We start from the raw sequence: 25,599 nt of genomic DNA, 5'->3' as shown, positions 1-25,599 counted from the left end.
AAGCCCTCCAAAGGTTCAGGCCCCCGATAGCGGCGGGCCAGGCAGACGACCGCTGTGTTAAAGCCGGCCGTAGCTGCGATGTTCCGCGTTGGTCATTTCCAACGCAGGCGCAATATACCCCATGGGGGGTCAAAAAGGGAAGGATTGCTGACGTCACGTCCCCGTGTGGCAGCTATAATCTTTTGTAATGTAACGCTTTTCTTAAAGCTCCTGCGTCATTGCGCCGCTTTCAGCGCGCCCTGAAGGAGAAGCAAATCCTCCGGCAAAGGCGCCTCCCAGTGGAGTAATTCTCCGGTCCTCGGGTGCTCCAATACCAGCAAATACGAATGCAGGGCCTGCCGCCCCAGCGCTGCCAAAGCAGCTTGCGATTCCGGGCCAAGCTGGTTCGCCTTGGTCTTGAAATGCGGGCCATAGACCGCATCGCCCATTAGGGGATGGCCGATATGGGCGAGGTGGACGCGGATCTGGTGGGTGCGCCCGGTCTCGAGCTCGCAGGCGAGCAGCGTCGCAATCGGCTTGCCGTCGCGCCCGGCAAAGCTCTCCACGACGTCCCAATGCGTCACCGCCTCGCGGCCGCCCTGGCGCACCGCCATCTTCTCGCGCGCATGCGGATGGCGGTCGATCGGCGCATCGACGGTGCCGCGATGCCGGCCCGGCAGGCCCCAGGCGAAGGCCATGTAGCCGCGGCGCATCTCGCCGGTGCGGCCGTGGTCGGCGAATTGCGCGGTCAGCGAGGCGTGGGCGAGGTCGTTCTTGGCGACCACCATCAGCCCGGTCGTGTCCTTGTCGAGCCGGTGCACGATGCCGGGCCGGCGCACCCCGCCGATGCCCGAGAGTGAGGTGCCGCAATGGGCGATCAGCGCATTTACCAGCGTGCCGGTCTCGTGGCCGGCGGCGGGATGCACCACCAGCCCCTTCGGCTTGTTGAGAACGACGATGTCGTCGTCCTCGAACACGATATCGAGGGCGATATCCTCCCCCTTCGGCTCCGGCGGAGCCGCCTCCGGCACGTCGATTATGATCGTATCGCCGGATGCGACGTGATAAGCGGGGTCGCGGACCGCGGAGGCCTTCAGGTGTACCGCGCCCGCCAGGATCAGGGCTTTCAGCCTCGATCGCGACAGCTCCGGCAGACGCGCCGCCAGCACGCGGTCGAGCCGGACCGAACCCTCGTCGCCGGCAACGACAACCTCCAACCTTTGCGCAGAGCCTGAGCTTTCCATGACGACGTCTGATACCGCTGTTCCCGAACCGACCCCCGAGCAGGCCGCGCTGTTCGCGCGGGTGCGGCGGATGATGCTGATCGCGGGGTTGACCACGGCGCTGGGGATCTGCGCCGTGCTGATCGCGGTGGGCTACCGCCTTTTCAAGTCGGAGGGAAGGGCGACTGAGGCGGCCAGCGACGTCACCGCCACGCTGCCCAAGGGCGCCAAAATCGTCGCGACCGGGGTCGCCGGCGACCGCCTCGTGGTCACGCTGGATCTCGGCGGGGTCGTCGAGATCCGCACCTTCGACGCCCATACCCTGAAGCCGGCCGGAAGGCTGAAATTCGCCAATGAGCCCTAAAAGGCCCGTCGGGGTCCTTGCGGCGGACAAATTTCGAGGCTATTGGCTAGCCCTCACGCTCCCTTCGTCTAGCGGTTAGGACGCGGCCCTCTCAAGGCTGAAACAGGGGTTCGATTCCCCTAGGGAGCGCCATCTGAATTTTTAGACGTTGATTTTGCTCCATTTATTGGGATTTTTGTCCCACCTCCCATTTCGGTGGGACAGCGATAGTTTCTGGTTTGGACCAAGCCACTTGATGGGGCATCTTGTTGTCAATGCATCCTTAGCGTTGATTTCGGTGGTAGCGATGGGTTGCGTGGAGCAGGGCTACGTCCAATTTTCCGGAGCCGGCGGAACGCTGGCTATCTTCGTTCCTACTCGCGGCGGCTTGGTGATCGCTGCGGACATGCGCCAATCGCCCGGCGGCATCTTCTGTGACGGGATAAACAAAATCCTGCTACCCCGCAGGCCGCGTACGGCTGTTGTCGTGACGGGCAATATCACCCTCCAAAACACTTCAAACATCCCCAAAACCGATCTGTGCGACTACCTCGCGAAAAATCGAGCGCCGATCGATTTCGGCCGATCGGCACTCGAATTCCTGGACAGCACCAGCGCTCCGTTTGCGGAGTTGGATTGGGCGGCGCTAACCGACCACATCTACGAATCTATTGTGCCGTACATTAAAGCTGGAAATCTCAACCCCTTTTTCGGCACTGAGATTGCGCAGATCATATTTGCAGAGTTCGAGCCCGACACTCAAACCAGCAAACTTCTAAGCCTCGCGGTCAAGCTAGACCCTGTTGGCAACTTCGGCTTGCAACCTTTGCCCGTAACGGCCGCAACAACGATCCGGGGAGATAGCTTTCACCTTCATAGTGATCGCCAGATATTGCCGTTCGGCGAAGTCCCCTATTATCAGCAACATGTTATTGCGGGCGTAGGACAGCAGTTTCTCACCCAGGACTATTTTGATCTCGTCGGGAAATCGAAGGTAGCCGACGTTGACCCCGGCTTGGCTTCAGCGGCGGCTTTGAATCTGATAAGCGCCGCTTCAAAGGCAACTGACATCGTGGCAGCGCCATCGGGAATCGGCGGAGGCGAAAGCGCAGTTTTGCTCGCTACCGAAACGCGAAGATTATGATGATCTAGCCGCGTTGAAGCTTCTGCATGGCGGTGTCAGCTGTTTTCTTTCGACTCACAGCCTTGGTGTAGCGCTCGACCTCCTCAAGGGAACGATGTCCGCCAACCGCCATGATCTCGTGCGGCGTTGCCCCCGCCTCGGCAAGCGCCGTCAACGTCGCCTTTCGGATACCGTGCGCCGAACAATGCGGGAGACCAGCTTGGCGGCACCAATCCTTGAATTTATTCCCGAACCCGTTGGCCGTGAACGGTTTGCCAAACTCGGTGATTAGGAACGTCATGTTGCTCACAGCCTTCGCCGCCGCGATGCTCTCGGCGAGCGCGGGATGCAACGGGATGTCGATGTCCACCGGATTGCGATGCTCATTCTTGGCTTGGCGGAAGCGCACACGACCATCCCGCGTGTGTTGCCGCCCGAGGCGAGGCGCATCCTCGCGGCGGCCGGTCGTAAACCGCAACAAGTCGAGCGCAAGCCGCGCCTGCGACCCGAGCGGGTGCCGCTCGTAATACTTCTGAATCTCGTCATTGGTCCAAGTGTGATGTCCATCCGACCGATACTTGAGTTTCTTAACGCCGAGTGTCGGATTGACCGTTGTTTCTTCGGCCTCAGTCGCCCACGAAAACAATGCGCGCAGCGCTTTCAGGCGCTGGTTCGCTGCCGCCGGCGTCTCTGCCTTTGCGTCGCGAAGCCTGCGCACGTGACGCGCCTGCATTGTTGCGACCTGCTTAGACCCGTGGTCTTGCGCAATCTCGTCGAGCGCGCGGCGCTGCCAGTTGCGGGTACTGATATCCAGCGCTTTGTAAGTCGCGCTCGAATAATAGCGAATACAGAGATAGCGGAACGATCCGCGCTTCGCCTCGGCGGCCTGCCGCAGCGGCGCCTCAGCAGCCGTCGCAATCGCAGCCTGATATTCTTCCATGAACTCGGGGGTGCCGGGCAGTGCGCGGATGCGCACCTTGCGCTTGCCGGGGGCGCGAACGTAGCAGCGGACGTTGCCATGTCGGTCAACATCCTCGCAGATGTACTTAAGCGCCACGCGCATGCTCAGCGAAGGTCCCTGTCCCATTCGTTTTCCCCGTCATCGTCGAGTGCCGTGAAAGCGCAGTCAAGTTGTTTCAGGTCCCAAATCACGCGTCCCCCGATCCTTTTAGGGCGAGGCATTTGTCGGTCGGCGACCATTTTGTCGAACGTTGAGGGGCTAACCCCCACCCATTCTGCGGCTTGAACGCGCGATAAGCCTCGCGGCGGCAACGATGGCGGCAATGTGCTGCCACGGCGCGCTGATTTCTCGTCGAGCATGATACAGCCTGAAAAAAATGAAGTGCGGCCACAACGATCCTTGGCCCGCTAGACTCTGTGCGCGTGAGCCGGGAGGATCGCTTTCGGCGAGGACGTGACCGCTCGCCCTATGGGAAATTGCCCACGCGCAATATCTAAGGGCCGCCCCCATAGGGTGCGGCCCAGAAGTTTTTTAGTTGCCGGGGTTCAGATACGTCCCGCGGAAATCATTCACGCCACAACCGAAGTCGAGCACCGCGCGCACTTCAACGCCGAGTACATCCCAGCCGAGGCGAGTCTCAACGATCGGGCCGTCGGCACCGTTCAGATACGCGACCAGGATCGTTGCCACCTCGGTTGGATCGGCGAACAGCCGCCACGCGTTTCCGGAAAGCCGGGGATCGACGCTCAGCGTGAGCTTCCCGGCAAACGGGTTCACGCCGCTCGGCTGGTTCGGGTAGAGCGTTGTCGCAAGAAACTGCTCGGCCTCGGTTTCCTTCGCAGGTCCGACCACAAGGTGCTTCGGAGTGACATTGATCGCGGTTTTCCCGTCGATGTCCTTCATCCCGCGCAGCGCCTGCCGCGCCGCATCCAAGGTCGAGGCGGAAATTGCTCCGCCAGCCGCCGCCTTGTTTCCGCGAGATGCACCGGTGCCGTAAAGTGGGCTGCCGTCATCGAGATTGACGCCGTTGCCAGAATTGGCAGTCAGTAAGCTAACAAGGACATCTGCCTCCGTCTGAGCTGCCGCACGGCCAAAGGCCGCATTGGAGTCGGCGAACGCGCCCAGGTCGTCGTTGATGATCGCTTGTCGGCTGAGCGCGAAGATTTTGGCGTAGGTTTTCAGCTTGAAACTCTCTTTTGCTTCCGAGCGGGCGCCATGAGTCACCTCGCCGCCTTCTTTCACCTCCGAGAGACGCGGCGCCTCGCTCAGCTTGATTGTCGTGAGCGCACGGAAATCAACCGCTTCGCGACGCTTGGCGATGTTGATAAGGGGCGTCTGCGCCACCCGATACGCGTCATTGAGAACACGATTGCCCGCCGAGGTCAGCAAGATTGGGAGATCACTCGTCGATTGCATCCCGCCCGAGCGCTGCATCACCTGCGTCAACAGCCGATCCCGATTGTTCCAGATGGGCCGCTCGCCACGAGCCTGCACGAGCATCGCCCCCATGTCGAGCACGGTGCGGCCCATCAATTCCATCGCCGCGCCCTCGGGACGCTTGCCGCTCATACGAGCGACGATGGCATCCTCGATCGAGCGCGCAAGGAAGTCGGGGTTGTCGAGAGTCGCGCTAGCTCCGTCGCCGCTGCGGCTCGAAATGTTTGCACGAGACCCCGCTGCCGCCATCTCATCGAGAATGGCAAGCCGGAATGCCTTCATTGTTGAGCCCGCCCCGATGTGCTTGCGGGCGAATTCTGCCGGAAGGCCCCGCTGTGCCGCCATCTCATAGAACTCGAGGGCGCGGCGATCGCCCTGATGATTGTTCTCATCAGAGCGCGACGCCACAACAGCGTCGTCGTCATTCTGGTTTGCTTCGTGAATGTCCATTGAAGTGCTTCCTTTCATGTTGCGCACTGTGTGTTGAGTCGCCCGGCTGATAACCACCGGGAAGGTCTCCTCCGCGCCGCGCACTTGTGCTCCGGCGTCAGCGGGGATGGTGACGAAGGACACCTCAAAAGGAGTCCAACGCGTAATGATGCGTTTCTCGACCTCGCCTTTCTTCTGCGGTTCGACGACGCGCACCTCGTCGATTGCATAGCCGACGGACACGTTGCGGATGATGCCGTCTGACACCAGTGCGAACATGCGATCAGCGTTTGCGTCCAAGCCTTCCCGGGGAAAGCGGATCAAGGCGCGACCTTCGCCACCCTCGATCCAAGCCCGCTCGACGACGCCAACTTGCGCCGACGTGGAATAGGCCGAATGGCTGTCGAGGGCCGGCGCGCCGGCATTGAGCCGATCGAGGTTGATCGCCGAGCGCGAGACCTCAAGAATTTCCTCAAAGGGAACAGCCGTGTCCCATCCGGCCCAGCGACGGCGCTTGACGGCCGCGCCGGTTGTGAAGACCACTTTAACGGTGCGTTTTTGAGTGTCGACCGAACCGACCGGAAGCTCTCGCGTCTGCATCGGTAATGCCGGGGGATCCTTTTGAATGTCACGGACGTGCAAGTCCGTTCGTGCCGGCGAGCGCCGGCCCGTTAAGTCGGTCATGATATTCCTCTAGCTTGTGCGGCCTAGTGGAGTGGCCGAGGGAGTGAAAGGTCGACCGTGGCCAGCAAGCCGCGTAGCGCGGCATATCCTGCATGGGCGCTGTCGAAAAATTCGTAGGGAAGGCCGGCAGATCGGTTATTCGATCGTCGTCGGTTCGCCCGCCCTTGTTGCATCGGCTTTCGAAATCGTGCGGCGAGTAGAAAGGGGGCATCTGACGTAGGCGGCGACCCACGCAGCCGCGACTAGGATGCCGACGCGTCAGCGTCCCACTTGTCGAAAGCATCGAGCCGTTCGAGTGAAGATCGGATAAGCTTTGATACGTTCACCTGCAACACGCCAATCGGTGCGATTGTGAACTCGATGTTTGCGATCGGCGCGCCGGTGATCGCCGCCGGAAAGGTCGCATCAAGATCGATGGTGAATGTCAAAAATTGATCGGCCGAGCCGGGTGAAGTCCGTTCGTGGGCAACGATGGCGTCGATCAATTTGCCTCGTTGTCCAACGATCTCGAAAGCCGCTCGAAGACTCGCACCGTTTCGCGCGATGAACGCAGCAACTGCGACGCGAGCGACATCTGACAATGTGTATCGATGGCCCTTGCCTTTCCTTTCGCCGACACCGTTGAAAAAGCCAAGGCGACGCCAGTCGCGCAATGTGTCGGGTTTGCAGCGCGCCGCGTGAGCAGCCGCGTTCGGTGAATAGTCCTTCAGCATGTTTACTTTCTCCATCTCTCATGTGTGATTGATCCGCGCGCGCGGCCAAAAAAAAGCCCCGACGCAACGGTGTTGCGCGGAGCGATTCGAAGGATTGATCAAGGTTTCCGCGCTAGTGCGCGGGCCCCCGTTGTCTCGACCTCTTAGTGCGTCCGGAGTTATGTCAATACTTCCCCATGAAATCAAATCACCCGGACATGGGTCCGCTGCAAACTCCGTAAATCGCAGCGGATTTCGACGTTTTTTCGCGGATGATCTCCCGGGTGCCGAAAGGGTAAGATGCGCGGTCCCAGAAGTGCGAAGCCCGCCGAGCGGGTGCGGGCGGGCCTTTCTCTTTCACCTTTTGGTGCGTCCGGGGTTATGTCAAGAGTTACGTTCCGCGTCAAAGCACCCGGACACGAGATTGCGCCAAACCGCTTAAATAACAGCGTTTCGACGCTTTTTCCGGGTGCGGGGGGACCGCAGGTATGATTGCGGATTGTCCTAGATAGCGAACCCCCGCCGCGCGGGAGCGGGCGGGCTTTATCCTGCGGCCACGGGCACTCGATTCAGGCAACGCCAGTGGCTTGCGCCTTTTCCTTCCGGGACTTGTTCTTCCTAGCTGATTTCTTCGGCCCAGGACCTTTCTGCTCCGATGTTTGCTTTTTCTCTTTCGCGGCGCCTAGCGGCAAGAGTGTCCTTTCGTAAAGCTGGAACAAGTATTCAACGCGCTCTCGTTCGTACGCAAATGGTGACTTTCGGTATAGCTTATCGACTGCTCCATCCAGAGCTTCATGCGCCCGCCGCAGTGCAGGAGGCATGCTGTCGGCGCCATAAAGATCGTCAAGTGAGCTATCCGAAAACCTCTCGCGAGCAGAGATAATTGCTTTCGTTAGAGTTTCGATTCTTTGCTTGTCTGTGTCCGTCAATTCCGGCCAAGGAAATGAATTGTAGACGGCGGGCGCGTAGCTGTAATCGCTCTTCAAGCGACCAGCCACTGTTCTCATCCAGGCCATATGCATCGCTGAAGTAAGTATCCCGAGATAATAGAGCGGTGCGCCGGGAATGATCTGCAGCTTGTTTGACGCGATGACATTGGGCTTGAGCATTGCCATTGGTATGTATTCCCGGGTTTCGGAGGAGACCTCGGGTATGGCGAGATAAGGAACGCTCGGCTGTCGGTCTTGTGTGAACAGTGTTGGATACTTTGCGTAGTCCCTAACACTCTTCGTCGGACTTTGGAGCCGTCCCAAGCGGACGCGCTCTAGCCGCTCCGCCAACGGCTTGCACGCTTTAATTTCTGATGGCTTCGCATCTTTCAGCCAAAGACACCACCGCCATTTTCCGGAGATCAACTCGTCACCTCCGACAAAAGGCCGTAGCCAAGATTTCGCTGCTGGAGCAGATTTCAGGAAGGCCTTTTTATCGTCGTCATCCAGAATCAAATTGCTCGTAGTGATGTACCCGCCGCCGGGTTTTTTTAGACGTGCGCCATCCGTGGGCTGGCTGCCCTTATGCATTCGCAAATATCCCGGAGGTGGTGACGTTCGAGCTGGCACTCCGTATTGCGGGCCATCGATCAGATATCCGTTTATTGACTTCACATTGGCAACGTGGGGGTCTCCTCGCAGATGCGCGTAATCGAAGATTTGGCGCTGTTTGGATGAATCTCGCGTCAAGCCGATCACGACACAGTGCACCGCTGCGGCGCCACGAGCCTCACTATTCCATTGAAATGTCCGGTGTGCGAAATAGATGGCTACCCCACTGCCGAAAAGGCGGGGCCACAAAATACCGGATTGCTCACCTTGAGTGATGGAATTGGTCGAAACAAATCCAATTAGGATGTGTTTATTCGGTGCAGAATAGTCGACTGCCTTTCGAAACCAGCACGTTACGTAATCGAGCCGATTGAGCTGACCGGCATTGCCCCAGACGCGTGCCATATCTGCCTGTTGCTCCGGAGTCCGCCATTGATGTCCGCGGAATGGAGGATTCCCGACGATATAAGAGCATTTCGACGGAGCTAGGACTTCAGCCCAATCCAAGTCTAGAGCATTAGCCTTAGTTATATGCGCTGCCTTCTTTAGCGGGATGCGCAGGTAGGGCTGACCGAAGGCCACACTGAGGCGATTGTTCATAATGTGATCCATCATCCACATCGCAGTTTCTGCGATGCGAACAGGAAACTCATCGATTTCGATACCGTAAAACTGGTCGACATCGACGGTCGATAGGGTGCCCGGGTCAAACAGCTGACCACCGCCGGCCGTCTCCCTTCTGATTTCGATCAACGTTTCAGTTTCTAACTGTCGCAATTCTCGATACGCGATGATGAGAAAATTTCCGCAGCCGCATGCGGGATCGAAAACGGTTATCTTGCTCAATCGGGTGTGAAATTGCTTCAGCGCCTCGGTACGACGCGTGTCTCGGCGAGCCTTCAGCCCGTCAAACTCTCTATGCAGATCGTCCAAGAAGAGGGACGACAAGACCTTCATGATGTTCTTTTCGGTGGTATAGTGCGCGCCGAGTTGGCGCCGCTCCTCCTTTTTCATTACAGACTGAAAGAGCGAACCAAAAATCGCCGGGGACACATTCTCCCATTTGAATTCTGACGCGTTGATAAGTTCCTGGCGTATCGCTGAGTTGAACGACGGGATTCTCAGCGCCTCCGTAAAGAGTTCGCCATTCACATAGGGAAAATCGGCGAGGTCATCGTCCAGGGTCTTGGGGCGTTTCTCGATTGGTGTGTCGAGAACCTGGAACAGCTCTATCAGTTGCGCCCCTAAGGTTGAGCCATCCTCTGCCGTGCGCTCGTGTAGCCAGGTCTGAAATATTCCTCGCGGTTCGAAAATGCCGGTGCTGTCAGCAAAAAGGCAAAACAGAAGGCGAACTAGAAAACGCTCCAGGTCGTGACCAACGTAGCCCGACTCCTCCAATGCGTCGTGCACGGCTCCCATTAGCTCGGCAGCCTCAATATTTACGGCCGGCTGGTCTGAATATACGCGGATTTCGCGACCCAGGATGAAGCCGAAAAGCTCAACGTTTTGGCTTAGCTCGGAAAGTGCGAACGAAGATTCTTTTCGATCCTGCAAGTCGTAAAATTCAAAATGTTGAAAGTCGCTAACCAGAATATAGCGTGGATGCTCGTTCGGTTTGAGAGAGGAACAATAATCAAGCGCTTGCTGATTTGCCTTTTTGAGGTCCTTCCCCGCGCTCTTTTGTTCTACAACCAGCTGCCCCGGCCAAAAGAGATCGATAAATCCGCTTGAATTGTCGAGCTTTCGTACCTGCTTCTCGAAGACCGCGACTCTCTTTCGATCGACGCCGAAGATCTGAAAGAATTCGTTGTAAAAAGTTTGTGCTTCGCCCTTCTCGTAATGGGCGTTCTTCCATTCATTGGCAAAACTCGAAGCTCTCGTCCGTACCTCATTCCAACTGATTGGCATTGTTCCCCAGCCCTTTTCGTGCAGCCTATCCGTCAAGCGAGAACGGCTAGTCTCTGTTATATCTGTGCTCATCGAGCCGCAACTGAGCAGAAAGTCGTCCTTTGCTTCATGTCGGCGGACTAGTCTAAGTTGAGAAGCTGTCAATCTGTCAACTCAGAAAAACGCTGCACTGACTGGCAGATTCGGGGGCGCTCATGGGCCAGCTGGGGTGAGATCATGGGAAAGGGCCCCGCCCCATCCCTGATAGGCCCTCCCTCGCCTGACGTTCAGCAATGCTTTTGCAAAGACGTGCGATACGCCAGGCAAGCCAAGTGCCAGAATGGCTCATGGCGCTCAACCGGGCGGTGCTCAATAAGGTCGACTTCTGGGTCACACCGCACTTGTTCGCGCTCATAAATCATCCCTCCAGAGAGATGGACCGCGCCGACAAAACACGACTTGTTTGATAGTCATTGCCGTCGCCAAGCCGGTTTGGTCTCGCTGTTTGGTCGCTCTTTGGGTGAGTCCAAGCACTCCCCATCGGTGAGCGCGACCTCGAAGAAGTGGCTGGAATCTTGGTTTCCAAGGAATCCGCCTCATGTTCGACGTGTTCGGTTTGTTCGGACACGATTCAGAAACTGCGTCTGGGGATATTTCGGGGCGCGCTTGGGCCGTAGGGGGCGGGGTGCCGGGAGGGACCCATCCCCCTAGACGGCTCCCGTCGCCTGCCGTTCCGCAATCCGTTTTCCAAACTCGGTAACTCCCCACGACGGGAGGCCACCACCTGGGCACACGTGATGGCACTGGACGAGCCGATGCTTGAACAGCTCATACAATTCCGGGTCGGCCCGCTCGCTCGCGCTCATGAACCATCCGTTCGGATAGATCGCGAGTGCTCGCAGAACGTGCCGCTGCTTGATGGTCATCGACTTGGAGAATTCGATTTGGTCTTTGGTCAACTTGCTCATTTGATGCTCTGTAGACATGTCCAAGCAGTCCAAGCACTGGTGATGTGCTTGGACTGCGAGAAACGGCTGTAATTCTAGGGTTGGTCTAGGGTGTCCAAGGAGTCCAAGGACTCCAAGGGGGTTGAGGTAAAACAAAAGCCGGCCTCAACATTGAGACCGGCTTGCTTCGCCTACGCGCGCGCGACCTGGACACCCTGGACACCTTGGACGCACGCCGTATATTGTAGGTTAGATTGAGATTTGAGGCGCTTAGACGCCCTTGGACACCTTGGACGCGCTGCTAGGCCGGAATGGCTTCATCCGGCCCGGATGACCGCTGCGCTCGCTCGCCCTCTCCCGGGGGCAGCGCCGGCCAAGGTACTGGCTGACCGACCAGATCATCAAATGCCGCACGGCACTCGTCAAGAGACGGCAACTCATAACACCATACTCGTTTCATTGTACCTGGCTCATCGGCTTCCATTGCGGGCCGTACCTTGCGGATGGACGCAAGCTTCAAGAGCCGCTTGCCAAATTCGGCGGGACCGCGTTTACGGCCTACGCCGGGAGCCTTGAAATACTCGGTGTAAAGATCGTCGCACCGAGTCCGCTCTGGCCAATCGCCGCCCTCGTGAAGGCGATTGAACCACCAGTCGTCGATCGTATCGAGCGACCGAATCTTCTGCTCAAGAAGGGCCGGCGTCTGCGGGAGATGCCTTAGATTTACCTGAGATAGGTCGAACGTCTGCAAGTCGTGAAGCAGCCGCTCACGCCCGCCATTGTTCAGTTCCTCATCCATCTCGGCAAAGTAGCTGTGATTCTGAGCGCACCGTGGGTTCACGTCGAGAACAACAAATCGGCGCTCGTCCATGCCGGCGGGTACGACCCAACTCTCGTTCGATGTCATGATTACCCGAACGAAGTTGCGCATGCGGATCGCGTTGACGCCTTTTGATTCGATCATCTGCATTTCGCTGGTGATCAAACCCTTAAGTCGGCCTTCAGCCGCTTTGTCACCCGCCCAGATCGCTTCCTCAGCCTGCAACAGCAAGCAACTAGCCATATGCTCGTTAAACTGGCCGGTGATGTAACGAGCATCGTCTACTTGATAGTAGTGCGCCGGGAATAACGATCCCAACACTTCGCCCACCTTGCTTTTACCCGTGCCGCGCCGCCCGATCAGAACAAGGGCCGTGCCGGGCCGCTCTCGCGGCCGCTGAACGATGTGCGCCATCCATGCGAAAACGTACTTGAATAGCTCGGGATCGCCGTCGCACACATTATTGAGCAGGTGGTCGCGAAAGACGTCGTACTTTCCGGCCGGTGAGGGCTTTACGTCAAAACCCCGCCAGAAATTGAGATAGTTGGGGGTGCCCTTGGCGCCGTCGGGATTGGGGAAGAATTCAATCCCCTCATACTGCCGCCGGTCGGGGTGCCTCTGCCACGCCTGCGCCCAGGTGACGGGCCGAACCTTTCCGTCCGACCCCTTGATTTCGGTGTACCGGTTCGCGAACCAGGCGTTTTGAGACTCGAACGACATCACCCGCACGCGGTCATTGACCGGGCCGGCAGCCTGTTCGTTCACCACCACCGTTTTGCCGCCCCAAATGGCTACAGCGTAGCTACGGTTGATTTCCTCAACATCGAAGCCCCAGGAACGGGGGGACGCGTCTGGCGCATCTACGCCGCTCCTATCGCCTCGCTCCCCCTCGGGGGTAGGGCCGGAACCGCCATCGTCGGATTCGATCCAGTCGGCAATCCGCTCGTGCGGAGGGATGCCGTCAACGGGTTTTGCGGCGGCCTCGGGGAGGCCACCGTGCACAATCTCGGTCATATCGAATTTCACCTCTCGCGGCTGCCCGATGGGCTCCGCTGGTGAGACAGTCGCGCTATAAACGATAACGATTCCGTAGAACCGTTTTCTGTCCCACCATCCCGTAAGTGTTTGTTTTTCCTAGGTGCCTAAAGTCCCCTAGGGAGCGCCAATCCGCGATATTCCCCGTCCGGCCGCGCGACGTCGCTCGTTCACAGGTTGCGCGCCGCAGCGTCGCCGCCGATGAAGTGATTGAGTGAGCCCGCCTTGCATCTACTCCGGCGCAAAATAGGCCACTTCGCGCCGGCGCTTCCGCGCCGCGCGACAATTGGATGAGGAGCGCATGCCTCGGGCTCTCCTCAACGCCTGTTCGAGCGGCGATCGCGAGAGGAGTCCTGGCCGCAAGTCCTGACCGCAAGTCCTGGCCGCAAGTTCAGTGATGCGCCGAAATGCTCCTGACGGTCTCGGTGAGCATATCACCGGACGCGGTATGGCCGACGTCGCCGAGGCTAATGATGCCGACCATCCGCTTGCTCTTGTTGATCACCGGCAGCCTGCGGACCTGCAGCTTCTCCATGTGATGCATCGCCTTGGCGAGGTCGTCGTCCTCGCGGCAACAATGGATGCCCTCGGTCATCACGTCGCGCGCCGTCGCGCGGTCGGCATCGAAGCTGTGGCTCGCGAGCCCTTTGCAGACGATATCGCGGTCGGTCACCATTCCAACCAGCTTGTCATCCTCGCCAATCGGAATGCAGCCGATGTCATGCGCCCGCATCAGTTTGGCAAGCTCGGTGATTGGGGTGTTGGGGCTGACCCAGTCGACACCCTTGTGCATCACGTCTTTGACTTTCATGGCGAGCCTCCGTTCGTGGGTTTCAAGTGTTGATGCAATGCGGCCCCAATCTTCCGATCTCCGACCAGACAAGCGCAGACACTCTCGCCGCCACCCTGCGAACAGTATGACGGCGACCTCGCGGCCAGAGTTCACGCCCAAGATTGCAACGGCAATGGGCGGTCTACAAAACCCTCAGTCATGCGCGCTGAAGCGCCCGTGCGGTGTGTTGGCCGTCAGGCGCGCAAACTGCGCGTGACCCATATGGAGCAGTGTTTCATGATCGCCGGCTTCCATATAGACGTCTGGCTGTGCCTCGATGCTGTCGTCGACGATCATTTCCAACCCGTAGCATTTGCCGACGGCGGGAACCGCACCGTGTGCACAGTCGCTGAACAGCCGATTGACCTCGGTTTCATTGGCCATGTGGACATTGTCGCCGAGGCTTGCTCTCAGGTCCGACAGGCGGAGGTGATGCGATGCGGGCAAGATGGCCAGCATGTATCCGCCGTCGCGTCGCAACACGATGCCCTTGGCGAGGCGGTCGCCCGAGATATGGCATGCCTCGGCCGTTCGAGCGGACGTCATGCTGAGTTCGTGCGGGATCACCTCGTACTGGATGTTCTCAGCGGCGAGGTATTTCTGGAGCGTGGGAGCAACGGCCATGGCATTACCTCCGATGCGGAATGCAAACCATCCACCGCGAGGTCGACCCCTGCAGACTCTCGCCATACGATGGGCGGCTGCCTGACTAGAGACCCAACATAGGTCTTCCATCCGCAAGCTGCAATTCAGCGTTCGCGACTTTATTCTGCGCGGAGGCGCCATTTCGGTCGAGAGTGGCAGTCAAAGCCGGCCGTTTTGCCCTCGGAGCCGTAGCGAGCGTGCGCAGGAGCAAGCTTCGCGCATGGCTCGGCGCGACCGCTCTCTCACGCGATCGTCCCGTCGATGGAGCGGCGGATCACCCGCTGCACTTCCGCATTCGACAGAAACAGATCGTGGTTGATGATGCCCCAGCCTTCCTGGGAGGCGTCGACCACGCGGACGCCGAGCTGCGCGATAACGGCCTTCTCGGCGGCGCCGACCCTGGTCATTCCACCCGCGATTTGTCCGGACAGCGCGAGTGCGCGATCGTTGGTCGCGGCGATCACGGTGATCTTGCCGGCAAGTGGACCGATGCGGTGGATCGCGGACGTAAACACGTCCATGTCGATGTCGGGCGCGGCAAACACGACGCTGCCGATCTTGCTCGTCACGGTGTCGCCGTAGCGCGCATAGAGCTGACGCAGGCTCTCTAACGTCAGCATGGTTCCCATGCTGTGCGCCACGATGTGCACGCGCCCGCCACTTGGCGCCGACACCAGCGCGGAGAGCACGCGTTCGAAATCGTCGCGCGACCACATCGCGCTGTCGCGGTCATAGGCATAGTCGAACAGTCCTGCCTTGGAAGGCCAGGAGAAGGCCATGGTCCGGCCGCGGAACTTGATCCCGTCGGAGAGATGGGCGGCATCCAGCACCGCCGTCTCGAATGTCTGCTTGAAGCCGTGCACATAGATCAGCACGTCTCCCCCGCCGGCCTGCGCAGCGAGATCGCCTCCGTCGGCCGACACCGGCTCGACCCGATCGAGGCGCCAATCGCCAAGCCCAACCGAGGCGAGAGACAGACGGCTCTCGTCCGGCGCCGCCAGCTTCGCCCGCGCGACCGTCATGCTGGTCGCGCGCTCCGGCCCGAACCAGGGCTTGGTGCGGGCGCCGTTCACGGGCTTGCGCGTGGTGACGACGAGCAATGTGGGGTCGACCGAGAGCGACGAGGCGTCGAAGCGCGCGCCGGTCGCACCCAGGCCGGCGCATCCGCCGAGCGCGAGGGCACTGCCTGCCGACGCAAGTCCGCCGAGGAAAGCGCGGCGCGAAACAGAATGACGGGAAGCACGTGGTGGAAGATGTCGGACGATCACACGGAACCCCAGGGAACTTGCCCACCGTAACGCCGCCCCGCCTATCCTCTGAATGACAATGGGGGCGAGAAGACGGCGGAGCTGCGTCACCGTTGGTCCAAGTCACGGCGTCCGAACGCGCGCCTGATCAATCGATGATTTCGATCGCATGGAGCGTGCACCAATCGCGCAAGGCCCGCTTTCTCGCCTCATTCTCGTAAGCATGCCAGCGATCGATCGCTCCTCGTCGGGCGAGCAGGGACTTGAATTTCGGATATGCGCCCCGCTTGCTGAAGAAATAGCGGACGTCGTCAAGATCGTCCCGCAGGAACTCGCGGACAAAAGCGAGCACCAGCGGCTTGCCGAGGTCGAGTTCGCGCTTGTCGGGAAGCGGGATATATTTGTCTTCGTCCTCGATGTCGTCAGGCAGTTCGTCGTTGAACTCTGCTGCGTCGATAAAATCGGTCTGATAGTAGATCTTTCCGGTCTGCTTGCAGACGAAGGCGCGAAATTCCCCCATGTCGCCATTGGTGTTGGCGAACTCGAACGCTGTGGCGATGTCTTGGAATTTCACGGGCATCGAGGTTGGCGCCATATCAGCACACTCAAACCGCTTCGTAAGACGCGATCTTCTCGATCTGAGGTGCGAGCACGTCTTCCGCCGTTTCGAGGTCGAAGCGGGTCTGAATGTTCATCCAGAACGCCGCGCCTGTCTTGAAGAATCTTCCGAGCCGCAGCGCGGTGTCGGCCGTGACGGGCTTTTCTTCGCGCGCAATGCGCTCGATCCGCGTGCGCGGCACCTTCAGGGCGGCCGCGACCGCGTAGGGCGTTAGCTTGAGCGGAATGAGAAATTCTTCGCGCAGGATTTCGCCGGGATGAATCGGCGGGAGTTTTCTTGCCATCTGCGAACTCCTTTCGGTTGGCCACACTCGGCCTGTCGGACTAATGATAGTCCATGATCTCGACGTCTTCCGGGCCCGCGTTCGTCATGGTTATACGTCCTCATTGAGATACGTAGTTCAAAGCCTTCGTATCTCGCCGAGATACCAGCGCCGGTCATCGCGTGGGCCGATCGAAGGCACTCGTCGGCCAAAACACCCAATTCGCTGTCAATCCCTTCCATCAAAAATATTCTACTTTACCGAAGTTCGGATTTATCGTATGTGTCGGCCATCCCAACCCACCAAAGGGGCGGTCGTACGTCGTTTCGAGCGCGGGCTGGGAGTTGCGGTGGACGCGGGCGGCGTTAAGGCGGAGCTTGCGCGTGCAGGGCGAGATGAACCTCGTGAGCATGCGTGACCCGCGAAGACGAACGGCGCCCCTGCGTACGGCGAAACCGTGTGGTCCTGGCCGTCGTTGCTACGGTCAAGCCTTTCGCGGAGATGCAAGCGAGTCCAGCCGGGCAGACTGCATCATCCAATTCGCGGGGCGAGGGAGGCCAGAGGAAAGTTCGGCTCCCGGGAGAGCGCGGCATAGGCCGTCAAACCATCGCGCAGGGAAGGCCGGGTTTCGGCTGCCCTGTGTCTCCCCTGTGCATTGGTGTGCACCTGTTCAGCACGGGGGTCTTTACGGGTGCCAGCCGGCGCCCGGCCTTCCCTGCGCCCTTTCTTTCCGAGAGGGCGAGGAAAAAGCAAAACTCGGGCAAACGATGCCGCGAGGCCGCGAACGCGTGTCGATCTGCCCGCAAGAATTTCGGAGAACATCATATCTGCTCACAGCGTCTCGAGCACCTGGCGCGACGGGGTCATCGGCAGCCAGAACGGGATGCGCCGCTTGGCGAGCCAGTAGGGGCGCCACAGCGACATCCAGCTTCCGCGGTTGAGCGGCGCCGTACCCCAGTCAAATTGCCCGATGTCGATCTGCGACAGATCGTGCTTGTGCAGCCATTGGCGAGCGACCCACCACAATTCGCGCGAGACCTCGACGTTGTCGGGACCTTTGAGCTCGACGAGGTTCGGCAGCGGATCGCGATAGCGGCGGGCTATCCGCAACGTCGCGAGTCGCTCGCCGTCTTTCCGGATGCTCCAGAGCCGGGCCTGATTGTGTGCGAGGCTGTTGCCAAAGGTTCTGAGGCAATTCCGCATCGCTTTCGCCTCTTCGATGATGGCAGCAATCGAATCCAGCGGCATGAACTCGTAGCCCGCCATCCGGCCCGGCCGCAGCCACATGTCGGCGATCGCTTTGCGGCCGAGATTGGCATGCAAGGCGACAATCGTCAGCCAATCGCTTGCGGCCGCACGTGCGGCATCGATGCGCATGTCCGGTGTCCACGGCCTTTCGATCAGGTCATGCCCCAGCGTCGCGGGCTGAGAGGAAAACCAGGCCCAGAGGCAGATCGAACGCAGCCGCGCAGTCTTCACCCGCTCCGGCTCGCGGATGAACTCGCGTGCGATCCATACGGCCACCGGCTCATGCGCGAGTTCGGCGGCGTCGGCCACGAGCTGAAGCCATGTCGGCGTCAGCTTGGGAGAGCGAGGAAGGTGGTTCGCGATCTGCCGGCGAAACAGTTCACCATCGGGCAATCGGGGGATCGGACCTGCAAAGGCTTCCGGCGGCAGCTTGCGCAGCCACAGTGGAACGCCGGCGGCAGCCGCCGCCTCCGCGAGCGGGCGGCCATCGATCACGCCGGCAATCGCGCGCGCGGGATCGAGCCGCGCGCGCGGAAAGGCCAGCGCGAAGAGCAGCGCGGGAAAGCTTGCGGCAAGGTCCGCAAGGCGCGAGTGCCGCAAGGCCAAGGCGCGCACCGCGCCCTGGAAGCGCGGATGATAGCGCCGAAGCCTGCGTTCGAGCAGGTCGGAACGCCCGGCCACCTGACGGGGGGCCAGCAGAAGATTGGATGTCATGACAATAGAGTCTCGATCGCGGGCCAACGGGCCGCGGCAGATTCGATTTGATATGGGTCTTGAGATTTCACCCGGGAATCGATCCCGGGGGGACGCATCAAATATCGTGCGTCGAACCCGGGAAGCGTGCTGTCGTAGACATGGTCGCCTCCAAAACGAATTGCGCACATCCAATAACTCGGCATCGGCCGGATTGCAACCCGAGACTGCATTGCTTTGCGGCGGCCTCGCACCAGCGGCGCAGCAATATGCATGATGCGTCGGCATCGGTGGAGGTGGTCGTTGCTGCCGGAATCTGCCTCAATGCGAATTCAGCGCGGAGGAGTTTTGGCATGAGCGGCTTGGTGATCTCTGGCGGCCGGGTGGTGGATCCCGCGAGCGGGATGGACGCTATCGGCGACGTCGCGGTGGTGGATGGCAGGATCGCCGCGGTCGGCGCCTCGCTCGGCGGTGCCGAGCGGGTGATCGACGCGACCGGGCTCGTGGTCGCGCCCGGCTTCATCGATCTGCACGCACACGGCCAGTCGCTTCCAGCCGACCGCATGCAGGCCTTCGACGGCGTGACGACGACGCTCGATCTCGAGGCCGGCGTGCTGCCGGTCGGCTCCTGGTATGAACGCCAGGCCAGGCGAGGCCGCGTGCTGAACTACGGCGCCGCCACCAACTGGGCCTTTGCGCGCATCGGCGCGATGACGGGCTCGAATGCCGAGAGCTCGCTGGAGGCGTTCGGCAATGCCATGCGCGACCGCCGCTGGATGGACAACGTCGCGACCGATGCGGAAGTCGCGGGCATTCTGGAGCGGCTTTCGCGCGGCCTCGACGAAGGCGGCATCGGCATCGGCATTTTGAACGCCTACGCGCCGGGCGCCGGCGTGCAGGAGCTGACCGCGGTCTGCCAGCTCGCCGCGGTCAAGGACGTGCCGACCTTCACCCACGTCGCCTTCATGTCGCGCATCGACCCCGAAAGCGCGGTGGAAGCCTATATCCGCCTGATCGGCTATGCCGGCGCCACCGGCGCGCACATGCACATCTGCCATTTCAACTCGTCGAGCAAGACCGACGTCGAGCGTTGCCGCGTGCTGATCGCGAAGGCGCAGGCGCAGGGCCTGCCGATTACCGTCGAGGCCTATCCTTACGGCACCGGCTCCACCGTGCTCGCCGCCGCCTTCTTCAGCGATCCCGAATTCGTCGAGCGCAACGGCACTGCTTACGATTCCGTGCAGCGCGTGACCGACGGCTATCGCTTCCACGACCGCGAGGAGCTGTTGAAGGCACAGGCCGAAGAGCCGTCCTCGCTGGTGCTCTGGCACATCCTCGACACCGAGAACAATGCGCATCACCGCGACCTGCTCGACATGTCGGTGCTCTATCCCGGCGGCGCCATCGCCTCCGACGCGATGCCGTGGACGACGTCGGACGGCAAGACCTACACCGGCGATGCCTGGCCGCTGCCTGACGATGCGACCTCGCATCCGCGCTCGGCTGGTTGCTTCACGAAATTCATCCGCGAATGGGTGCGCGAGCGCAAGGCGGTGTCGCTGCTGGAAGGCGTGCGCAAATGCGCGCTGATCCCGGCGGAAATCCTGTCGCAGAGCACGCCCGCGATGCGCGCCAAGGGCAGGCTCACCAAGGACGCCGATGCCGATATCGTCGTGTTCGACTACGAAAAACTCTCGGACCGCGCCACCTTCACCGCGATGAACCGTCCGTCGGAAGGCGTGCGGCACCTCGTTGTCAGCGGCCAGGTGCTGATCAGCGACGGCATTCTCGATGTCGCGGCGCGCCCGGGCAAGCCGGTGCGCCGTCCCGTCGTCGAGAGCTGATCCATGCCGGTCCCCATCCTCCTGGTCACGGGCTTTCTGGGGGCGGGCAAGACCACGGTCGTCAACCATCTGCTGGCGCATGCGGAGGGACGGCGCATTGCTGCCGTCGTCAACGATTTCGGCGCCATCAACATCGATGCGGAGCTGATTGCGGGCGCGAGCGACGGCGTTGTCAGCCTTGCCAATGGCTGCATCTGCTGCTCGCTGGAAGGCGATCTGCTCCGCACGCTCTCGAGCCTGCTGCGGCGCGATCCGAAGCCGGAATACATCGTCATCGAGACCAGCGGCGTCGCCGACCCCGCCGACATCGTTCGCAATCTGATGGACCCGGTGATCCTGCGCGAGGCGCCGCTGGAGACGGTGCTCTGCGTGATGGACGTTGGCACGCCGCCGTCCGCGCTCGATGACGCGCTCCAGCGCTCGCAGCTCCGCGTTGCCGACATCGTGGCGCTGAGCAAGCTGGATCTGGCGGACGAAAGCGCGGGAGATCGAATGCGCGCGGCCATTCGCGCCCAGTGCGTTCCCGCCGTGGTGGTCGATGCGCCATACGGCGAGATTCCGTCAGCGCTGCTGTTTCCCGCGCATGTCGATCGCAACCCCGCGCCGCGCACCCCAAGCCCGAAACGGCCGGCAGAGGATCGTTTCGAGACGCTGAGCTGGACCTCCGATCATCCGCTCTCGCTGCCGCGCCTGCAGCAGGCGATCGGTAAGCTGGCGCCGAAGCTGGCTCGCGCGAAAGGCCTGTTCGAGACCGTCGAGCAGCCCGGGCGCCAAATGGTGTTTCAGTTCGCCGCCGGCCGCGCCACGCTCGCCCCTGGCGATGATGCGCCGGCGGCAGGCGTGCCGCGATCGCGGATCGTCTTCATCGCCGAGCTCGGTGTGCTCTCGAAGGCCGAGCTCGATAGCATCCTGGAGGCGTGCGTTGCGGATTGAAGCTGCAGCCGCCTCACGCAAACTGCGCGATGCCGTTTCCGACCGACCAGTTCTCCTTGGGCGCATCGAGCACGTTCACGAACACGTCCTCGGGCCGGATGCCCGGATTTTCGCCGAGACGATCCGCGATCCGGCGATACAGCGCCTTCTTCTGCTCGGTGGTGCGCGAGGCGAATACGGTAATCTGGATCATCACCGCGTCGTCGCTGCGCGCGACGCCGTAACCGGTGCCGCAGCGGAAGTTCGCCGGCTCATGCTCGGTGATGGACATGAACGCGTCGTCATCGGGCACATTGAGCGCCTCGCGCATGGCGTCGTAAAGGCCGTCGAGAATCGCCTGCCGGTAGGCTTCGGACTTGCCGGCGCGCATCGCGATGTGGATGAGAGGCATGAACTGGTCCTTTGCAAGCGGGCTCGATCCGACAGCGCGTGTTGCGGCGTCGGCTCGCCCCATTGACGGAACGACTATCAATCCCATCTGGTTTTTGACACAATGTCGATAATGCATGTTTTTGACAGCGTGTCAAATATCGAGGAGCAAAGTTTTGAGGCCGCGCGAATTCGATCACGACGAGGTGCTGCGCATCGCGTTCGACCAGTTCTGGCGCAACGGCGTGCGCGGCACGTCGCTGTCCGACATCGCGCGCGACGCCGGGGTCCAGCGCGGCAGCCTCTACAACGCCTTCGGCAGCAAGGAGGCGCTGTTTCTCCAGGCCTATGAACGCTATGCGGGGGATTATCTCGCAGCGCTGCAGAAAGCACTCGGGACCGGCTCCTTGCGCAAGCGCCTCACCGCGTTCTTCGATCTCACAATCACCAATTTCCGCGCCGGTTCGCCGCCGCGCGGCTGTCCGACGACACGTGGGCTGATGGAGCTTGGCGCCGCCGAAGGCGAGGGGCTGGATGACGACGCGCGCGAGGCCTTTGCAAGCCTCATCGCGCGCATCACCGCACTGGTTCAGGAGACGTTGTCGGCAGGCGCGGAGCGGGGCGAATTCAACGGCAATCCCGCGGCCGCGGCGTTGCACGTCGTTACGGTCACGCGCGGCCTCGCCGTGCTCGAACGTGCCTTTGGCGACGAGCCGCAGTTGCGAAAGATCGCCGCGCACACCATCGATCTCGTGCTCGGCAAGAAGGGCGGCTAGGTGTCAGCACAGCGCGAGCGCGTTGACCGCCCGCGTTGCCGCAGCTTCCTTGCCGGCGCCGACGAGCTGGCAGACGATGGATTCGATCTCGCCCGGCTGCTTGCGGCGCGCGACCGCCAGCACTCGCATCAATTCCGCCTCGTCATTCGACAGGCGGCGGCAGGATGGCGGCATGAAGCACAGCTCGCATGGCCGGCCGCTGCGCAGGATTCTGACGAGCGCGGCCGCCCGTGCCACCAGCAACGGACTGTCGGAAATCCCCGGCGCCTCGTCGGCATAGCGATAGGCCGCTTCCCAGCAATCGGACGCGCCGGTCGTATAGGCCGCGCCGATAAACCGGAACAGCGACAGCGCGACGCGGCAGAAATCATCGTAGCTGTCGACGCAGGGGCGCCGCAAGCGCGGCCTGCAGCGGACAGTGCCGCATCTGGCCGGCGTCGGGCATCGCCGCAGAAGCGCAATTATCCGGGTTCATGAACGATCTCGTCAATGCAATGTCGGGCTTCCGACCAGCCAGCTCTTCATCGCCATGGTCCGGTCGTGGTCCAAAGTGCGCACGTGCCGGTCGGGCAGGATGAGACCTGCCATGCGGAAGATCGTCGCCAGGCCCCGCACGGGCGCGAGCGCCCAATCGGCGCCGACCGGCGGCAGCCAGCTCTCGAATTGTTCGCGCGCGACGTCGACGCGATCCTGCTGTGCCGCGGCAATGGCGTGCAAGATTCCGTGCTCGCTGTCCGACATGCGCGGACAAGTCGGGCAGTGCACCTCGATGGCCGTATGGGCCGTGCAGGCGAAGATCTCGATGATGGATTCCAGCGAGAGCACGGCGTCGCCCACGCGAAAATGGTCGTACACCTCTTGGATGTCGGCGGCGGTCGGAACGGCGCCGCTGCTGCGCGCCTTGGCCCTGAAACCCCAAATGAAGAGCCGTTCCGCCGCGCTGAGTGCGGGAAGGTCGAGAGACCCCGATGATGTCGATGAATGCATGAAGCCTCTGGCCCTTGGCTGCGCTCACGCCACAGCTGGCGCTGATTGTCTGCATCGATCGTTCTGCCAGAGCCCTCTTCAAGTCAACGCGCGGAAGGGCGATATCGAGGTGTTCTAGATTTGAAGAGCTTTACATTCGCAGGGCGCAGCCGTGTCGTCGGAATACGAAAGCGGTGCGCGGCCGCAGGCCTTCGGCGGGCGCGTTGCGGAACCCGAATGCTTAAGGCTTTGCTAAGAGGATCGGGATAATCTGGCATATCTGTACCGCCAATTTTGCGAGCCCCGATGATTTTCTCCCGCATCAGTTTCAAGCTGGTTCTGATTGTCGGCATCAGCCTCCTCGGCATGATCGCGCTGGCGCCGATCGCGCTGTCGACCCTGCGCGCGCAGATGGTGGCCGATCGCCAGGCCAAGACGCAGCACATGGTCGATGTCGGTTACGGCATCCTCGCGCACTATCAGAAGCTCGAGAGCGAGGGGAAACTCCCGCGCGAGCAGGCCCAGGCCGCCGCAATGGCTGAAATCAAGAGCCTGCGCTACGACAAGGTCGAGTATTTCTGGATCAACGACATGACCCCCAAGATGGTCATGCACCCGATCAAGCCCGAGCTCGACGGCAAGGATCTCTCCGGCATGAAGGACCCCGCCGGCAACGCGCTGTTCGTGGGCTTCGTTGACGTCGTCAAGAAGCAGGGTGCGGGCTTCTACGGCTACCTCTGGCCGAAGCCCGGCTTCGACCAGCCGGTCGGGAAGATCTCCTATGTGAAGGGCTTTGCGCCCTGGGGCTGGATCATCGGCACCGGCATCTATCTCGACGACGTCGACGCCGTCTTCCGCCAGGCCGCGACGACGTTCGGCTACGTCTGCCTGGCCGTGCTGGTCCTGGTCCTCGGCGCCTCCTTCATGATCGGTCGCAGCGTGACCCGGCCGCTTGCAAAAATCACCGCGCTGACCGAGCGACTTGCCGCCGGCGACAGTGCCTTCGAGGTGCCCTACACCGACCGCAGCAACGAGGTCGGCGGGCTCGCCAAGGCGCTGGCCGTGTTCAAGGACAACGCGTCGGCGGTCGGCAGGATGCATACCGAGCAGCAGGAACTGAAGCAGCGGGCCGACGAGGAGAAGCGCAAGGCCATGGCCGATCTCGCCGGCAAGTTCGAGGCGAGTGTCCAGGCCGTCGTTCGCGACGTCTTCAACGAGGCGCGCGCGATGCAGCAGGCCGCGCAAGGCATGTCGGAGACCGCGAACCGGGCGAGCGACCGCGCCAGCTTCGTCGCATCCGCCTGCCAGCAGGCTTCGGACAACGTGCAGACGGTGGCCTCCGCCGCCAGCGAATTGTCGTCCTCGATATCGGAGATAAGCCAGCGCGTCGCGCAGGCCGCGACCGTGGCCGACAAGGCCGCCGCCGACGGTCAGCGCACCAACGACACCGTGCAGGGGCTGGCTGCGGCCGCCCACAAGATCGGCGAGGTCATCGACCTCATCAACCAGATCGCCTCGCAGACCAATCTGCTCGCGCTCAACGCCACCATCGAGGCGGCGCGGGCCGGCGAAGCCGGCAAGGGTTTTGCCGTGGTCGCGAGCGAAGTGAAGTCGCTGGCGAGCCAGACCGCAAAGGCGACCGACGAGATCGGCGCGCAGATCACCGCGATCCAGGCCGAGACCAATCAGGTCGTCGGCAACATCGAGAGCATCCGTGCCACCATCATGGAGGTCAACGAGATCTCCTCCTCGATCGCCGCCGCCGTCGAGGAGCAAGGCGCCGCCACGCAGGCGATCGCCCACAGCGTGCAGGAGGCGGCCTCCGGCACGGACCAGGTCTCGCAAAACATCTCCGGCGTGACCGATGCGACCGCGGAGACCGGCCAGGCCGCCGGCCTCGTGCTGCAGTCGAGCGGCCGGCTGACGCAGAAGCTGCAATCGCTCGAAAACGAAGTCAGCACCTTCGTCGCGGGCGTGCGGGCTGCGTAACTGAAAAGCGCTGCGAGACGACTGCTTTTTCCGCGTCGCGGCATCGGTCGTGACGCGGACGCTGTTTTTCTTGAC

21 protein-coding genes, 1 tRNA gene and 1 pseudogene are annotated in these 25,599 nt (G+C 61.3%); 7 read left to right on the top strand and 16 right to left on the bottom strand.

Annotation, left to right across the window (positions count from 1 at the left end; genetic code table 11):
• Positions 1-215: 215 nt before the first annotated feature.
• Complete coding sequence (locus IVB26_RS32590; RefSeq protein ID WP_247969102.1) at positions 216-1,223, bottom strand: RluA family pseudouridine synthase; 1,008 nt, start codon at positions 1,221-1,223, stop codon at positions 216-218.
• Between IVB26_RS32590 and IVB26_RS32585 the strand changes: the two genes are divergently transcribed.
• From IVB26_RS32585 to IVB26_RS32575, 3 genes are all read left to right on the top strand, one after another.
• Complete coding sequence (locus IVB26_RS32585; protein ID WP_247969101.1) at positions 1,222-1,566, top strand: hypothetical protein; 345 nt, start codon at positions 1,222-1,224, stop codon at positions 1,564-1,566. The genes IVB26_RS32590 and IVB26_RS32585 overlap by 2 nt on opposite strands.
• Positions 1,567-1,623: 57 nt before the next feature.
• Positions 1,624-1,698: transfer RNA gene (locus IVB26_RS32580), tRNA-Glu, on the top strand.
• Positions 1,699-1,798: 100 nt separating this feature from the next.
• Positions 1,799-2,689: a hypothetical protein gene (locus IVB26_RS32575; RefSeq protein WP_247969100.1), complete on the top strand. Its 891-nt coding sequence runs from the start codon at positions 1,799-1,801 to the stop codon at positions 2,687-2,689.
• A gap of 4 nt (positions 2,690-2,693) precedes the next feature.
• Here IVB26_RS32575 and IVB26_RS32570 read toward each other — a convergent pair whose 3' ends face one another.
• From IVB26_RS32570 to IVB26_RS32510, 12 genes are all read right to left on the bottom strand, one after another.
• On the bottom strand, positions 2,694-3,731 hold the full coding sequence (locus IVB26_RS32570) for a tyrosine-type recombinase/integrase (RefSeq protein WP_247969099.1): 1,038 nt from the start codon (positions 3,729-3,731) through the stop codon (positions 2,694-2,696).
• A gap of 429 nt (positions 3,732-4,160) precedes the next feature.
• Positions 4,161-6,179 (bottom strand): prohead protease/major capsid protein fusion protein, encoded by a 2,019-nt coding sequence (locus IVB26_RS32560; RefSeq protein ID WP_247969097.1) that lies wholly within the window; start codon positions 6,177-6,179, stop codon positions 4,161-4,163.
• A gap of 242 nt (positions 6,180-6,421) precedes the next feature.
• Positions 6,422-6,892: a helix-turn-helix domain-containing protein gene (locus IVB26_RS32555; RefSeq protein WP_247969096.1), complete on the bottom strand. Its 471-nt coding sequence runs from the start codon at positions 6,890-6,892 to the stop codon at positions 6,422-6,424.
• 548 nt (positions 6,893-7,440) lie between these two features.
• A complete protein-coding gene (locus IVB26_RS32550) occupies positions 7,441-10,356 on the bottom strand; it encodes a DNA methyltransferase (RefSeq protein ID WP_247969095.1) in 2,916 nt (971 codons plus the stop codon).
• A gap of 650 nt (positions 10,357-11,006) precedes the next feature.
• Positions 11,007-11,267 carry a hypothetical protein gene (locus tag IVB26_RS32545; RefSeq protein WP_247969094.1) on the bottom strand — a complete coding sequence of 87 codons (261 nt, stop codon included), beginning with the start codon at positions 11,265-11,267 and terminating at the stop codon, positions 11,007-11,009.
• A gap of 280 nt (positions 11,268-11,547) precedes the next feature.
• Entirely contained in the window at positions 11,548-13,080 is a 1,533-nt protein-coding gene (locus tag IVB26_RS32540; protein WP_247969093.1) for a primase-helicase family protein, read from the bottom strand.
• 412 nt (positions 13,081-13,492) lie between these two features.
• The gene (locus tag IVB26_RS32535; protein WP_247969092.1) at positions 13,493-13,912 is read right to left on the bottom strand and encodes a CBS domain-containing protein; all 420 of its coding nucleotides are present in this window, start codon (positions 13,910-13,912) and stop codon (positions 13,493-13,495) included.
• Positions 13,913-14,086: 174 nt separating this feature from the next.
• Positions 14,087-14,557: an aminoacyl-tRNA deacylase gene (locus tag IVB26_RS32530; protein WP_247969091.1), complete on the bottom strand. Its 471-nt coding sequence runs from the start codon at positions 14,555-14,557 to the stop codon at positions 14,087-14,089.
• 263 nt (positions 14,558-14,820) lie between these two features.
• Positions 14,821-15,846, bottom strand: a complete 1,026-nt coding sequence (locus IVB26_RS32525; protein WP_247969090.1) for an alpha/beta hydrolase — start codon at positions 15,844-15,846, stop codon at positions 14,821-14,823.
• 127 nt (positions 15,847-15,973) lie between these two features.
• The gene (locus tag IVB26_RS32520) at positions 15,974-16,405 is read right to left on the bottom strand and encodes a hypothetical protein (RefSeq protein WP_247969089.1); all 432 of its coding nucleotides are present in this window, start codon (positions 16,403-16,405) and stop codon (positions 15,974-15,976) included.
• 25 nt (positions 16,406-16,430) lie between these two features.
• Complete coding sequence (locus IVB26_RS32515) at positions 16,431-16,727, bottom strand: HigA family addiction module antitoxin (RefSeq protein WP_247969088.1); 297 nt, start codon at positions 16,725-16,727, stop codon at positions 16,431-16,433.
• An 810-nt stretch (positions 16,728-17,537) separates the two neighbouring features.
• Positions 17,538-18,668 carry a hypothetical protein gene (locus IVB26_RS32510; RefSeq protein ID WP_247969087.1) on the bottom strand — a complete coding sequence of 377 codons (1,131 nt, stop codon included), beginning with the start codon at positions 18,666-18,668 and terminating at the stop codon, positions 17,538-17,540.
• 332 nt (positions 18,669-19,000) lie between these two features.
• On the opposite strand from IVB26_RS32510, the gene IVB26_RS32505 reads away from it, so the two are divergent.
• Together IVB26_RS32505 and IVB26_RS32500 are read left to right on the top strand one after the other, a co-directional pair.
• The gene (locus IVB26_RS32505; RefSeq protein WP_247969086.1) at positions 19,001-20,491 is read left to right on the top strand and encodes an amidohydrolase family protein; all 1,491 of its coding nucleotides are present in this window, start codon (positions 19,001-19,003) and stop codon (positions 20,489-20,491) included.
• 3 nt (positions 20,492-20,494) lie between these two features.
• A complete protein-coding gene (locus tag IVB26_RS32500) occupies positions 20,495-21,424 on the top strand; it encodes a CobW family GTP-binding protein (RefSeq protein ID WP_247969085.1) in 930 nt (309 codons plus the stop codon).
• Between the two features lie 13 nt (positions 21,425-21,437).
• On the opposite strand, the gene IVB26_RS32495 is transcribed toward IVB26_RS32500, so the two are convergent.
• On the bottom strand, positions 21,438-21,815 hold the full coding sequence (locus IVB26_RS32495; protein WP_247969084.1) for a tautomerase family protein: 378 nt from the start codon (positions 21,813-21,815) through the stop codon (positions 21,438-21,440).
• Positions 21,816-21,969: 154 nt separating this feature from the next.
• Here IVB26_RS32495 and IVB26_RS32490 point away from each other — a divergent pair, with 154 nt between their 5' ends.
• Complete coding sequence (locus tag IVB26_RS32490; RefSeq protein WP_247969083.1) at positions 21,970-22,569, top strand: TetR/AcrR family transcriptional regulator; 600 nt, start codon at positions 21,970-21,972, stop codon at positions 22,567-22,569.
• 3 nt (positions 22,570-22,572) lie between these two features.
• On the opposite strand, the pseudogene IVB26_RS32485 reads toward IVB26_RS32490, so the two are convergent.
• Both IVB26_RS32485 and IVB26_RS32480 read right to left on the bottom strand, forming a co-directional pair.
• Positions 22,573-23,044: pseudogene (locus IVB26_RS32485) on the bottom strand (hypothetical protein).
• An 11-nt stretch (positions 23,045-23,055) separates the two neighbouring features.
• A complete protein-coding gene (locus IVB26_RS32480; RefSeq protein WP_247969082.1) occupies positions 23,056-23,556 on the bottom strand; it encodes a hypothetical protein in 501 nt (166 codons plus the stop codon).
• Between the two features lie 285 nt (positions 23,557-23,841).
• Here IVB26_RS32480 and IVB26_RS32475 point away from each other — a divergent pair, with 285 nt between their 5' ends.
• Positions 23,842-25,524 (top strand): methyl-accepting chemotaxis protein, encoded by a 1,683-nt coding sequence (locus tag IVB26_RS32475; RefSeq protein ID WP_247969081.1) that lies wholly within the window; start codon positions 23,842-23,844, stop codon positions 25,522-25,524.
• The last annotated feature ends 75 nt before the right edge of the window (positions 25,525-25,599 follow it).

Origin of the sequence: Bradyrhizobium sp. 195 (assembly GCF_023101665.1) — a bacterium.
Lineage (GTDB): Bacteria > Pseudomonadota > Alphaproteobacteria > Rhizobiales > Xanthobacteraceae > Bradyrhizobium.
The sequence above is the reverse complement of the archived record's forward strand: the minus strand, read 5'-3'. Positions and strand labels throughout refer to the sequence as shown.